Raw genomic sequence first — 13,066 nt, forward strand, 5'->3', positions numbered from 1 at the left:
GGGCACCCGGAGCTTCGTAAAGAAGTCCTGTAAAGCGATCTGCAAGGGGTGTGGACCATGTCGGCTTACGGAAGTCCGCCTGCCGCTTCCTCCGGTTCCCGGACGAATGGCCTCGCGATAGCCGGACTTGTCTGCGGCATCGTCGGGCTGTTCTTCCTCAGCGTCGTCCTGGGACCGCTGGCGATCATCTTCGGTGCGCTCGCCCTGCGGCAGAAGGCGGCCACCGGGGGCGGTGGAATGGCGAAGGCGGGCCTCATCCTCGGTGTCATCGACCTGATCCTCTTCATCGTGATGATAGTTGTCGCGGCCAATGGCGGATTCAGCTGGTACATCGGCGGATGACAGCGGAAGCGCGTGAGGGGTTCGGTCCGGGTAATTCTCGCGGCGGGGGAATGCGTGTAAGGCGCGCATTCCCCCGCCGCTGTGTTGTGCGGAAGTCACGTCGGCCCGCTGGTGTGCCGCACAGTACTGGCGGTGAGTACCCGTGTTCGCCTATCGTCGGACCGCTTGCACGACACCGACAACACTTCTGCGCGGTGACGGAGCCGGCGTGAGGCGCGCGTCCCCACCTCACGCCCGCATGGGAAGGCTCCAGGCGCGATCACGGGTCGGCACCTCCGGACGCCGACGACCCCGTTGTGACGCGTCCCGCCGTGCGGCGAAAGGGACGCGCCGTGCCATCGGCGAACTACCGTACTCTGCTGCGCATTCCGGGCGCCGCCGCCTTCTTCTTCTCCGCCGTCGTCGGGCGCGTCGGCCTCGCCATGACCGGGATCGGCATCGTGTGGCTGGTGCACGCCCGCACCGGCTCGTTCGGTGACGCGGGCCTGGTGACCGGCTGCTTCGCCGTCGCCGACGCGCTCGGCGGGCCACAACTGGGGCGCCTCGTCGACCTGTTCGGGCAACGGCGGGTACTCCTTTGGGCCCTGGCCGTGCACGCGGGGGCGGTCGGACTGCTCTTCGTCGGCGGGCCGTCGACCGTCGCCGGGGCGATCCTCGCCGGTGCCAGTCTTCCGCAGCTCAGCGCCTTGTCCGCGGCCCGCTGGGCGGCCCTGCTGCGGGGCACACCGGCCGAGACCGCGCTGCCCCGCGCCTTCACCCTGGAGGCCCTCGCCAACGGGCTGTCCTTCCTCGCCGGCCCCGCTCTCGTCAGCGCGGTCGGGGCCGCAGGGCATCCGCGCCTCGGCAGCCTGCTCGCCGCGGCCCTCGTCATCGGCGGCGGCCTCGCGCTCGCCGCGCAGCGACGCACCGCGCCACCGGTCGCGGGCCGGGCCGAACGCCATCGCGCCGGACGCGGCCTGCTCCGGCCCGCCTTCATCCAACTCGTCGCTCTCAACGCGGCCTTGGGTGTCTTCTTCGGCGCGCTGCAGGTGTCCGTGACGGCGTACGCGGTCGGCCGCGGCACCCCGGACCTGGCGCCCTTGCTCTACGCGGTGTCCAACTGCACGAACCTGGCGGGCGGTTGGGCTTACGGAGCCCGTAACTGGAAGACGCCGCCCGCGCGGCAGCGGGCCCTCGCCGCCGCCGGTCTCGCGCTCGCCTGCCTGCCGCTGACGGCCGTCGCCGGGCCGATCCCGGTGGCCGTCTGTCTCGCCCTGACGGGGCTGTCCGTGCCGGTCCTGCTGGTCCTCTTCTCCGTCCTGGCCGAGACCTCCGTGGACCGCGCCGTCCTCACCCAGGCCTTCACCTGGCTGGGCTCCGCGAGCGCGGCGGGTTCCGCCGGAGCCGCGGCCCTCGCCGGACGCGCGGTGGACACCGCGGGCCCGCACGCGGGCTTCGCCGTCGGTGCCGCGGCCGCGCTCGCGATGGCGGCGCTCGCGGTGCCCGGCCGGTCGCGGAGCGCGGTGCGAATCGCGCGCGTCAGGAGGTAGGGCTCAGACCTGGCGGAGCGGGGCCAGCGCGTTCGTCCAGGTGACCACTTCGGTGAGCAGCTGCTGGAGCGTGACCTCGTGGCGTTCGGTGGGCGCGAAGGTGGAGAACTTCTCGAAGTCGGCCTGGAGCGACAGGTGGAGCTGGGTGTGCACGGCCGCCAGCTGGACGGCTCCGGCGATGTGCCGCAGGTGGTCGATGGCGCGGGCGCCGCTGACGTTGCTGCCGTATCCGACGAAGCCGGCGGCCTTGTTGTTCCACTCGTTGTAGACGAAGTCGATGGCGTTCTTCAGAGCGGCCGGGATCGACCGGTTGTATTCGGGCGTGACGAAGACGAATCCGTCGAGCTCGGCGACCTTGGCGGCCCAGGCGCGGGTGTGGGCGTGCTCGTAGTCACCCATCCGCGGGGAGCGCGGCTCGTCGAACAGCGGCAGGTGGTAGTCGGCGATGTCGACGAGTTCGAACTCGGCGTCCTCCCGGGAGCGGGCCGTCTTCTCGATCCACTCCGCGATCTGCGGCCCGACGCGGCCGGGACGGGTGGTGCCCAGGATGATGCCTATGGTGGTCATGCCGATCATTCAAGCACCGAGGTCGTCAAGCCCCGGCGATCTTCCGCCGGTTGAAGACCGAGATCCGCGTACGAGAGCGTCCACGCGGACCTTCCAGCCCGCCTAGGGCCCTGGCGTCACACCTGCGTCCAGCGTTGCAGCAGCCCCCACGTGAATTCCGCCCGCACCTGGCGCGGCGTACCCGAGATGTCGTCCGGCGCGGAGAACGCCAGGCCCCAGCGGGTCGGTGCCGAGCCTTCCAGGGGGCGGGCCGGGGCGAAGGCGTGGGCCGCCTCGTCGACCGTGCACGACCAGGGGGTCAGGTCGGCGAGGGTGCGCAGAGGTGGGGCGGGGGTGCCGGGGGCGCGGATCAGCCACTCGTTCCAGACCGCGCCGGTGGGGGCGAGCAGGACCTCGAATCGGAGGTCGGGCCAGAGCGGGACCGGCCACAGCAGGGCCTCGCAGTCGAGGTCGCCGATTCTGCGGGTGAGCCGCTGTTCCGGCGCGCCGAGGATCGAGCGGTACCGAGAGACGGCCGCCCGTCCGCCGCGGCCGTGGAGCATCGCCTGCCAGCGGCGGTTCGCCTCCCGCATGTCGGCCACGGAGGCGCCGAGGTCGGCGCGGGCCGTCTCCACCAGCTCCGGATTGTGGTCGGCCATGCGGCGCAGCAGCACCAGCTGGAAGTGGAGCGGGGTGAAGGGGGCAGCGGGTCCGGATCCGGGCCCGGTGGGCTTGGGGCGTGGCATGTTCTCCATGGTCGCGCACCGGGCCGGGCCCGGCTGGAGGAATGCGCGGCGGCGGTTCGTCACGGCTCATCGGGTCGGCGCCCACGGCTTCGGGCGTGCAGGAGAAGGATCGAGGCGAGCGACGGCGCCGCGCAGGCGAGGCGGTCCAGTGGACGCAGCGCGCGGGGCACTCCGTGGAAAGGCGCCCCGGTCAGGCGTACGACGTCGAAACCTGCCGCTGCGACGAACTGGCGCAGCGCGCGCGGCGTGTACAGGCGCAGGTGTCCCACCACCTCGGTGCCGGGGCGGCCGTGGATCGCGCGCAGGCTCACCTCCGAGAAGACGGGCTGCACACCGGCCAGGAGCAGGGCCCGGTTGTACCAGGCGGCCAGGTTCGGGGTGGACAGCATCAGATGGCCTCCCGGGCGCAGCACTCTGCGGATCTCGTCGAGGGCGGCATCGGGATCCACCAGGTGCTCGATCACCTCGGACAGCAGCACCGCGTGGGCGATGGAATCCCTGAACGGCAGCCCGTGGCACGTGAGTTCACCCCGTACGAGCCGTACGGCCTCGGGCACACGAACCGCCGCGCGACGCAACGCGTTCTGCGACCAGTCGACGCCGACGAGGCGGTGACCGGGCAGCAGCCGGGCCGCGACGGTCGCCGCGCTGCCGTCGCCGCAGCCCACGTCCAGGACGGTTGCCTGCCGGGTGCCGGCGAGCGCGGCGGCCAGGATGCGGGCCTGGCGCACGGTGCGGGGTGTGCCGGAGGCCACCGGTACGGCGGGGTTCTCGTAGAAGTCCCGCAGGCCGGGCGGGGCGGAGGTCATGGTGCCTGCTCCTGCGTCGCGTGCAGGTGGTGCTCGAACAGGTCGCGCAGGCGGGACCCGTCGCCGTGGCTCAGGAGTGTGCGCGACCAGCGCAGCGCCAGGTGCAGGCGGCCCGCCGTGGACGCCGTGGTGAGAGTGAGGCCGCGCGGCATGCGGGCGGGTGCCGAGAACCAGAGGGCGCGGGCCCGGCCGCCGTCGCCGAAGTCCAGCGGGTACGGGACGCGGCCGATGTTGCTGAGGAGGGTCGTCGAGGTCCAGGGCGCGGCGGCCGTGCGCAGCGCGCGGGTGGCGGTGGCGCGCCAGGACACGGGGGCCCAGGGCTTTGTCAACAGGACTGCGCGGTAACCGAGTGGGGGGCGTGCGAGGGACTTGAGGGCGGTGGTGCGGGCGGCCGTGAGGCGGAGAAGGGCGGAGAGTGGCTGCTTCAACTCGGCCACTGTGAGAGGGACTTCGACGAGGCGCGTGCCGTTGCCGATGGGCATCGTCTCGTCCCGTGGGCGGTCGTCCACCGGCATGGTGATGCGCAGGGGGCGGCGGGCCCGACGCATGCCGTGTTCCTTGTTCCAGTCCGCGATCGTACGGGCCGTGGCGACCATGAGCTGGTCGTTCACCGTGTACGGGGCGCCCTTGGGGCGGCGCGGCAGGGCGAGGTCGCAGACGAGGAGGCCGTTGCCGTTGCCGGGTTCGGGGGCGCCGGGGGCCACCCGGGCCGGGCGCGTCCAGGAGGAGGGCAGGCCGGGCAGGACGGGGCGGCGCGGCGCTGCGGACGGTACGGGCGGCGGGGAGTTGTCCCGGCCGCCGTAGAGCTCCGCCGCCGTGGCGAGGACGCGCAGGCAGGCCGGGCCGTCGAGCGCCGTGTGATGGACGGTGAGGAAGAGGACGGTGTTGCCGGTCTCCGGGTGGGCGACGGACTCCAGGCGCACCGGGGGCGCCGCCGTGAGGGGCGGAACCTGGGTGAGGGAACGGGTGCGGGCCCGCTCCAGCGCGTCGGGGGTCGGCTCGGGGAAGGAGACGGGGGGTATGTCGGGGGTGTCCGCCAGCTCCCACGTGTAGCGGCTCGCGTACCAGTGGCGCGGTGTCTCTCGCATGAGGATGCGGGGGTGGTGGCGCAGGGCTTGGTCGAACGCGGTGTTCAGCCGGGCCGGGTCCAGATGACCGGTGAGGTGTACCTCTATGTGGACGGTCTCGGGTTCGTCGTCCTGGAGGCAATGGCGGGCTATCTCGTCCACCGTCGGAAAGGGGACGCGTTGCCCGCCGGGGGTTCGGGTGGGGTGGTCGCCCGGCGTCGTCACGGCTGGGCCTCCTCCCTCACCGGGGGCGTGCCCTGGACGGGGGCGGCCGTCACGGGGCCCGGCCCAGGCCCTCGCGCCTCGGTCGTCCTCGGCTCCCGCGCCTCGGTCGTCCTCGGCTCCCGCCCCTCGGTCTCCTCCGGTCCCGGCTCCTCGCCTTCCCCCGGCTCCCGCCCCTCGATTTCCTTCGGCCTCCGCTCCTCGGTCTCCCCCGGACCGCCCTCCTCGGTCTCCCCCGGCCCCCGACCAGGGTGACTCCGGTGACTCCCAGGGGACCGCCCCGTGCTCACCAGCGCCGCGAACAACGCCACCAGCGCCAAGAGCTGCGCCGCCGCGCTGAAAGCTCCGCGGCCGTCGCGGACGGGGGAGCCCGCGGCCGTCGCCGCTACCGCTCCCGCTGCCGTCATCGCCAAGAACGCGAGCGGTACCAGGAGGGCGTGGCGTTTCCAGGAGAGGAGGGCCAGGGCCGGGACCAGGGCCGCCCAGAAACCCGCGATCGCGATGCCGATGACGGTGAGGACCACCGTGCCGAGGAGCCAGCTGGGGGGCGGGGGCGCAGGCGGGCCCTCCAGATCGTCCGGGGGCCTGCGGCGCCACAGGGACAGGGTGATGAGTGCCAGGAGGGCCAGGGCGGCCACGATCAGGCCCGCGTCGTAGCCGGTGGCAGGCCGGTAGGAGAGTTCGACCGTGCCTGCCGCGCCGCCGGGGATCAGCCACGCCTGCTGCCAGCCGTCCAGCCGCAGGGCGGTGAGCTTCCTGCCGTTGAGGGTCGCCTGCCAGCCGTCGTTGGCGTTCTCGTACGTCGTCAGGTACGTCGCCGCGCCGACGCCCACCCGCACCTCGCGGCGGTCGCCCAGCCAGTCCCGGATGGTGAGTTCGCGGCTGGTGGGGGCCGCTTCCGTGGCCGTCCCCGAGCGGGTGAGGGTGACACGGGTGACGGCCAGCGGGCTGCCGGCGTCGGTTTCGGTACCGGTTTCGGTGCTGAGGGTGTGGGGGCCCGCCGGGAGCGTGAGGGGGTCGCAGAGGGTGAGGGTGATCGGGCGGCGCGCTGTCAGATCCGCGACGGTGCCCTTGGCCGAGGTGCGGTGCCGGGTGCCGTCGATGGTGACCGGCGGGCCCTTGCCGCAGGGGAGGCTGAACTGCCGCTGGGGCGTGGGCTGTCGGACCCGGTACTCGTCGAGCGTGGGGATGTAGGCCTCCGTCAGGCCCACGGGGAGCTGGAGATTCTCGTCCGCCACCGGGTTGTGGACCGTGAGCGGTGCGGTGCCGGTGATGGTGATGTCGAGGCGGTCGGTGGTGATCGGGTCGAAGCGGGCCACGCCGTTGTCGTCCACGTTCGTGACCGCGGCCCCGTCCGGGGAGCTGATCTCGATCTTCTCCGGCCGGGTGGAGAAGCCGCCGGCCGCGGCGAGCACGAGCGTGGATACGGGTTGCTTGTCCGGCCAGCGGAGGTGGATCGTCGGCTTGTCGCCCGCGACCCAGGCCGTGGTCAGGTCCCCGTCGGTGAGGTTGCGCGCGGAGACGTCGGTGCCGAGGCGGGCCGTGGAGTCGGCGGTGGCCGTGATCTTGCGCTGCTGGTCGGGGGCGACCGCGTAGAGGAGCTTGTCGAGGGCGGCGGTGGGGGCGGGCGTCGCCGTCGCCTCGAAGGTGAAGCGGGACGCGTCGGTCGTGGTGAAGGTGCGGCGCAGCGCCGGTTCCGTGTCGGTGAGGGTGAGCGCGCCGTCGCCCGTCGCGCGGCGGAAGGTGAACTGGTCCGCCTGGGCCGAATCGGCGGGGAGTCGGAGGACGCGGGTCGCACGGACGCCGGGAATGGAGATGTCCGAGAAGCCCGCTCCGGTGAGTGAGGGGCGGAAGGCCTGGGTGTCCAGGATCGTCACGCGCAGCCAACTCGCCGTACCTCTGGGCGCTTTGACGCGTTGCCGGGTGCCGTCGGGCTGGAGTTCGGCCGTCGTGCTGCCCCGGTTCGTCTCGATGCGTATGCGGGTGGGCGCCGCACGTACGTCTTCCTGGGGGAGCGGTGTCACCTGGAGTGTCGCAGGGATCCGGGTGGGGCGGGAGAAGTCGATGCGGAGCCACTCGCCGTCCGCCGAGTCCGGGGCGCCCTCGGTCCAGGCGGTGCTCGGGTCGCCGTCGAAGGCGTTCACCGGGTCGAACTGGGGCAGGTGCAGCAGCCAGTTGCCGCTGGAGGACGCCGAGACCGAGCGGGCTCCCTCGATGCGGGCCGTGGTCTGGTGGGCGATGCCCCGGGTGGGGAGGATCTGTTTCGGCTGCTCGCCCGCGTTCTGGGCGGCGTCGGGGCTGTTGCGTTCCGTCGGGGTGTACGGGTGCGAGGTGTTGGTGTTGACCAGGCCGAACCGGGTGTCCGCGCGGCGCAGACCGTCAACGGCCGTGCGCAGAGCGGGTGTTCCGACGCCCGGGTGGTTGTCGCCGGCCAGTACGACAGGGTGGTTGCGGAACGCGGGGTCCGCCGAGAGCGGCAGCAGGGACTCCGGGCCGCCGCTGACCTCCGCCGTGGAGCGGACCGGGAGCAGGGCGGCCTGGCCCGGGCGGCGGGTCAGGGTGTCGGGCGCGTAGATCTCGACCGCACGCGAGCGCGGGTAGAGGCCCTCGACCTGCACCGGGGTGCCCTCGGCGATCCGGCCGCCCGTGACCGCCGGGCCGAAGCCGGTGACGCGGTGGAAGCCGGACTCGGTGAGCGTGCGCTTGACCGTGGCCGTGGGAACGTAACCCAGCTGGTCCGGGTCCAGGTCGTTGCGGACGACCACGTAGTAGAGGCCGCTGCGGCTCAAGTAGTCCTGAAGTCCCTGGACTTCGCCGCCGGACATGAGGGCCTGCTCGATCGCGTCCAGGGTGCGGCGGTTGCCCGGCGTGCCGAACGGGACGAAGTCGCGCTGCGCCCAGCGGGAGTCCGCGAGGACATCGAGCGGCTGGTCGATGGGGGAGCCCCAGGTGTAGAGGCCGTGGGCGGTGGCGGGGACCACGAGGGCGCGGGAGTCGGGGGAGTACGTGCGCAGCCAGTCCGCCGTCGTCCGCCAGTACGTCGGCAGCTTCTTGAACGAACCCGGCTGGAGGATCGAACCGTTGAGGTAGGGCCAGGCCAGACCCGGCAGGATCAGGGCCGCCACCAACAGCGGTGCGTACCGGCGCCCGCGCAGGGGGCGGGTGCCACGGGACCCGGTGGCGACGCCCACGAGGTGGGTGATGCCGAGGACGAGCGCGAGGGCCGGGCCCGGCTGGAACTTGTAGATGTTGCGGAACGGGGCCAGGATGCCGTCCAGCCACGACTGAACCGTGTCGTGGAAGGGGCCGCCGAGCGAACCCCCGTACCCGGCAAGGGCGATGAGGCCCGCGGCCATCACGACGAGCAGCAGCCAGCGGCGCTCCGGAAGATCGCGGCGGGCCAGACCGGCGAGGCCGAACGCGGCGGCGAGCGCCGAGCAGACGATCACGACGGCGGCGGTCGCCACCGTCCAGCCGGCCGGCAGCCATGCCTCGCCGAGATGCAGATAGGCCACCCAGTTGCCCGCGCCGCGCAGTGCTTCCGTCGCGGACATCGTGTCGGTCGTGGTCCGCGCGTTCTCCACGTAGGGCAGGAAGTTCTCGCCGTACGCGCCAAGGAGGAGGAGCGGGATCGTCCACCAGAGCGTGGCCAGGACCACCGAGGGGAACCACCAGGCGATCTGCCGCCGCTTGCGGGGCGACGGTGCGCGGGAGAGGAGGTAGAGGCCGACCGGGAGCAGTGCGGCCAGGGTCGCCGCCGCGTTCACGCCGCCCATGAAGGGGACGATCAGCGCCGAGCGCACCGCCGAAATGCGGGGTGTCGTACGGGGGTTGGTGAGCGGGAGCAGGACCCAGGGGAGGAACGCGCCGGGGAGCGCCGCCGCGGACGTCGAGCCGATGACGATCGTGAAGGTGGGCCACAGCGCGTACGTCACCGCGCCGAGGAGACGGCTGCGCGGCGTGCCGACGCCGAGCAGCTCCATGAGGCGCAGGGCGCCCCAGTACGCGACCGTCACGACGATCGACAGCCACAGCCGCTCGGCGAGCCAGACCGGCACGTGCGCCACTTCGGCCAGGACGTAGTAGGGCAGCATCGGGAACGCGTAGCCCATGTACTGGTCCGCGAGCCCGCCGAATCCGGCGCGGTCGTGCCACAACTGCCCGAGGTCCCTGAGGAACTGCCATGGGTCGAGCGCGACGCCCAGCTTCGTCTCGAACGTCATCCGGCCCGGGTGCACCGCGCAGAACGCGGCGAACAGCACGGCCCAGAAACACAGCAGCCAGCGGCGCGAGCGCGGGCCCGGTTCGGGGTCCGGGCTCGTCGCCGCGGCGGGTGGGGCCTGGACCATGGTCGTCATGGGCGACACCGCCTGAGGATGAGGAGGAGGTTCCAGGTGACGAACTCGCGTACCCCGGGCACCCGCGCGACGGCCCGGTCGAGGAACGGCCAGTAGCGGGAGCGCGCCGTGACGAGCGCCACGTCGTCACGGGCGCGGACGTGGCGCAGCGTCGGGCCGATGTGGTGGGCGAAGAGGTTCTCGCCGAGGGTGTGCTTGGGTGGCCGGCCGGTCCGCCGCCGGTAGCGGGCCTGGGCCCGGCCGGCGCCCAGGTAGTGCCAGGGCGCCCACTCGTGGCCGCCCCACGGGGAGAGCCAGTTGGTGAACGAGACGTAGATCAGGCCGCCGGGCCGGGTGACCCGGACCAGTTCGCCGAGGAACGTGTCGCGGTCGGCGACGTGTTCCAGGACGTTCGAGGAGAACGTGACGTCCGCGGAGGCGTCGGCGAGCGGCAGCAGACAGCCGTCGGCCACCACCGCAGAGGCAGGTGGGGAGGGGCCCAACTCCCGGGTGTCCGGCTCGAAGAGGACGCCGTGGGCGCCGCGAGACCGGAACTCGCGGGTGAAGTGGCCGCTGCCGCCGCCGACGTCCACGACGACCTTTCCGGCGACCTTCCCGTACGCCTCGACCTGGTCGACGGCGTCCCGGGCGAGGAGCGCGTAGCACCTCTGCGGATCGCGCTGCTCGCGCAGGAACGCCCGGAACAGCGCGAGGGACCTGGCCGGCGACGGGTCCCTGAACCCGGCCGCGGTCACGGCGCCCGGCACCCAGAGCACGCAGAGCACGCAGAGCACGCAGAGCACGCAGAGCACTCAGCCACGGCCCCCCACCGCCTCCACCGCGACCGACCTGAACTGCCGCACCGTGTGCGCCCACCGGTAGCCGGCGGCACGCTCCTCCGCGGCCTTGCCCATCAGTTCGCGGCGACGGGCGGAGAGCGCGAGGGTGCACCAGGCGGCCGCGAACGACGACGCCCCGTGGGCGAGCAGGCCGGTGCTGCCGTCCTCGATCGAGTCGCGGACGCCGGGCACGTCGAAACCGACCGCGGGGGTGCCGCGCGCGGCCGCCTCCGTGACGACCAGACCCCACCCCTCGACGGCCGAGGGATGCAGCAGCAGCCAGGCCTGACAGAGCAGCCGGTGTTTGTCGGCCTCGGAGATACGCCCGGTGAACTCGACGCGGGGGCCCGCGAGTTGGCGTAGGCGTGTACTCTCCGGACCGTTTCCCACGATCACCAGGCGGCCGCCGGTCACCGGGCGCACCCGCTCCCACAGGCGCAGGAGCAGATCGATCCGCTTGTACTCGACCAGCCGCCCCATCGCCAGGAACAGGGGCTCGGGTGACCGGTCGGCGCGCGGTCCAGGCTCCTCGACGCCGTTCGGGACGAGCCGGATGCGGTCCCGGTCGACGCCGATGGCGTGCAGCGCGTTCGCCGTCGACGGCGAGACGGCGACGAGCAGATTGCGGCGCTGGGCGACCGACAGCGCCCAGTGCTCAAGGCTTCGGCCGAGGTGGGCGGCGGGCGCCAGCGGGCCGCGCAGACGCATCCGCCACAGGTCCGTGTGGACATGGTTGACCAGGCAGAGCGTCGGGCCGCGGTGCCAGAGCGGGGCGAGGTACGGCATACCGTTGCAGACCTCGACCAGTAGATCGCAGTCGCCGACCTGCCGGGCGAAGGCCGAGCGGGCGCGCAGGTAGTGGGCTGCCTGCCCGCCCGCCGACACCACCCGGTACTCCCGGAGGGCGTCGTGCCCGGCCGGGCCGCCGCACAGCAGCGTCACCTGGTGGCCCAGCCGCGTCAGCCCGTCGGCCAGCCGGTCGACGAGCAGTTCGGAACCGCCCGCGGCCGGATTGCCGAGGTCGCGGTGGGCGAGGAAGACGATGCGGTGCGGCGGTGGGGAACCGGCCGGATGCGGCCCCGCGCCGCGCGACGGCGCGGTGCGCAGCGACGATGGCACGTGCTGGGGCATGCGTGCTCCGACTCGTCTCAGGGTCTGCGTGCGGTGCGAGGGCGAGTGCGAGGGCGAGCGTGGGTGCGGGTGTGGGTGCGAGGACAGTTTTCGCCCCGTTGTTCGGCGCGGCTACTCACCTGGGTGACAAGTTTCCCGTTCGGGCTTGCTGACGTACCGCTATATTTCGGACGCTTCCAGGGTCTGCGGGGGCGAATCGGGATCAGGGCGCTCCGGTCCGTCCGGCGCCTTCCGGCTGCCTCTGTCCCGTACGACGAAGAAGATCCCCACCAGCACGAGCAGCGCACCCGGCGCACCCGCCCCGATGGGCAGCGTCGTACCGAGCAGCCTGAGGCGCTCGTTGTCGCCTCGGGCGAGCGCCACCTGCGCGCGCTGTGTGGCCGGGGTGAACGCCACCTTCTCACTGTCCAGGAGTACGGCCGCGTCCTTCGTCGTGCCCGGCGCGCGCAGCGTCCTGCGGGGCCCGGTCGCCGCGTACAGGATCCGGCCCGTGCGCCGGTCGGCGACCAGCTCGACACGGTGGTTCGCGTACCACTCCTCGGCCAGCACCCAGCCCCTCTTCGGTTGTCCGACGACCCGGCCCGGCACCAGGCGCGAACCCGTCCTCGCGGGCGCGACGGCGCCGGTGAACCGGTAGCCCTCGTACCCCTTGACCTTCGCCGTGCCGCTGAAGCGGAGCGGGACCGTCGCGCCGAGCGCGCTGTCCCACCAGGTGTACGTGCGCTTGTGGACGCCGAAGGGGAACTTCAGGTAGGCCTCGCCCTCGAACGCCGGCTGCTCGCCGCAGCAGTGCACCGGGGCGTTGGTCGCCCGGTCGGTGACCCAGCGTTCCCGGGTCCACTGCAGCGCGTCGTGCGGATCGGCCGCGGGCAGCGTCGCGTCGGTGTCGACGGACGTCACCACGTCCCACACCGCCCGCCCGCTCCGCTCGCTCTCCGCGACATCGCCGCGGACCTGCCGGGTGATCGTCAGACGCTTGTCGCCGACCGTCCTGATCTTGGCCGTGTCGAAATAGCTGCCGGTCCCGGCGAGCACGGTCGTCACGTCGACGTCGATGCCGGTGCGCTCGGCGCGCGGCTCCACGTACCAGGCGAGCAGCCCCGCGAGGACGAGCAGGAACGTGCCGAGACCCACGAGGGCGAAGGAGAGCCATGGTCGGACCGTCATGGGCCGGGGACCGTAGACGCATCCTTGACGTTGTGTCAATCTGCCCCCAAAAATGAGGACTTGACGGGACGCACAGGGTGGGGACGACCGACCTGAGAGGCTGACCCTGCGATGAACCGACTGCTCGTCGCCGCGCTCTCCGCGGCCCTCGGCGCTGCGCTCGCCGTCGCCGCGTCCTTCGGTGTGCTCGCGCTGATCAACGCGACACCGGACCAGCCCAACACACCGCTCGTGACGTTCGAGACGCCCGGACTGGGGCACTGAGCCGTGCCCGGGCGTCACCAGGGACAACCCCCCTTCGGCCTGCGCTTTCGCTGACCCCATTGCCCGG

11 protein-coding genes are annotated in these 13,066 nt (G+C 72.8%); 3 read left to right on the top strand and 8 right to left on the bottom strand.

What is annotated here, in order from left to right; genetic code table 11:
- Positions 1-57: 57 nt before the first annotated feature.
- Both ACIREE_RS23325 and ACIREE_RS23330 read left to right on the top strand, forming a co-directional pair.
- Positions 58-342: a DUF4190 domain-containing protein gene (locus ACIREE_RS23325; RefSeq protein WP_404155292.1), complete on the top strand. Its 285-nt coding sequence runs from the start codon at positions 58-60 to the stop codon at positions 340-342.
- A gap of 332 nt (positions 343-674) precedes the next feature.
- Entirely contained in the window at positions 675-1,871 is a 1,197-nt protein-coding gene (locus tag ACIREE_RS23330) for an MFS transporter (protein ID WP_404155295.1), read from the top strand.
- A 3-nt stretch (positions 1,872-1,874) separates the two neighbouring features.
- Here the strand turns inward: ACIREE_RS23330 and ACIREE_RS23335 are convergent, their stop codons facing one another.
- From ACIREE_RS23335 to ACIREE_RS23370, 8 genes are all read right to left on the bottom strand, one after another.
- On the bottom strand, positions 1,875-2,438 hold the full coding sequence (locus tag ACIREE_RS23335) for an NADPH-dependent FMN reductase (protein WP_404155298.1): 564 nt from the start codon (positions 2,436-2,438) through the stop codon (positions 1,875-1,877).
- A 116-nt stretch (positions 2,439-2,554) separates the two neighbouring features.
- Positions 2,555-3,163, bottom strand: a complete 609-nt coding sequence (locus ACIREE_RS23340; protein ID WP_404155301.1) for a hypothetical protein — start codon at positions 3,161-3,163, stop codon at positions 2,555-2,557.
- A 59-nt stretch (positions 3,164-3,222) separates the two neighbouring features.
- Positions 3,223-3,972, bottom strand: coding sequence for a class I SAM-dependent methyltransferase (locus tag ACIREE_RS23345; protein ID WP_404155304.1), 750 nt, complete (start codon positions 3,970-3,972; stop codon positions 3,223-3,225).
- The gene (locus tag ACIREE_RS23350; RefSeq protein ID WP_404155307.1) at positions 3,969-5,264 is read right to left on the bottom strand and encodes a condensation protein; all 1,296 of its coding nucleotides are present in this window, start codon (positions 5,262-5,264) and stop codon (positions 3,969-3,971) included. Before ACIREE_RS23350 ends, ACIREE_RS23345 begins: the two co-directional genes overlap by 4 nt.
- Entirely contained in the window at positions 5,261-9,619 is a 4,359-nt protein-coding gene (locus ACIREE_RS23355) for an alpha-(1->3)-arabinofuranosyltransferase family protein (RefSeq protein ID WP_404155310.1), read from the bottom strand. The genes ACIREE_RS23350 and ACIREE_RS23355 overlap by 4 nt, the downstream gene beginning before the upstream one ends.
- Complete coding sequence (locus ACIREE_RS23360) at positions 9,616-10,392, bottom strand: class I SAM-dependent methyltransferase (protein ID WP_404156034.1); 777 nt, start codon at positions 10,390-10,392, stop codon at positions 9,616-9,618. The genes ACIREE_RS23355 and ACIREE_RS23360 overlap by 4 nt, the downstream gene beginning before the upstream one ends.
- An 18-nt stretch (positions 10,393-10,410) precedes the next feature.
- The gene (locus ACIREE_RS23365) at positions 10,411-11,568 is read right to left on the bottom strand and encodes a glycosyltransferase family 4 protein (protein WP_404155313.1); all 1,158 of its coding nucleotides are present in this window, start codon (positions 11,566-11,568) and stop codon (positions 10,411-10,413) included.
- 159 nt (positions 11,569-11,727) lie between these two features.
- Entirely contained in the window at positions 11,728-12,735 is a 1,008-nt protein-coding gene (locus ACIREE_RS23370) for a DUF3068 domain-containing protein (RefSeq protein WP_404155316.1), read from the bottom strand.
- A gap of 111 nt (positions 12,736-12,846) precedes the next feature.
- On the opposite strand from ACIREE_RS23370, the gene ACIREE_RS23375 reads away from it, so the two are divergent.
- Positions 12,847-12,999: a hypothetical protein gene (locus ACIREE_RS23375; protein WP_404155319.1), complete on the top strand. Its 153-nt coding sequence runs from the start codon at positions 12,847-12,849 to the stop codon at positions 12,997-12,999.
- Positions 13,000-13,066 lie beyond the last annotated feature (67 nt).

The sequence above is a fragment of the Streptomyces sp. NPDC102467 genome, assembly GCF_044765445.1.
Classification (GTDB): domain Bacteria; phylum Actinomycetota; class Actinomycetes; order Streptomycetales; family Streptomycetaceae; genus Streptomyces.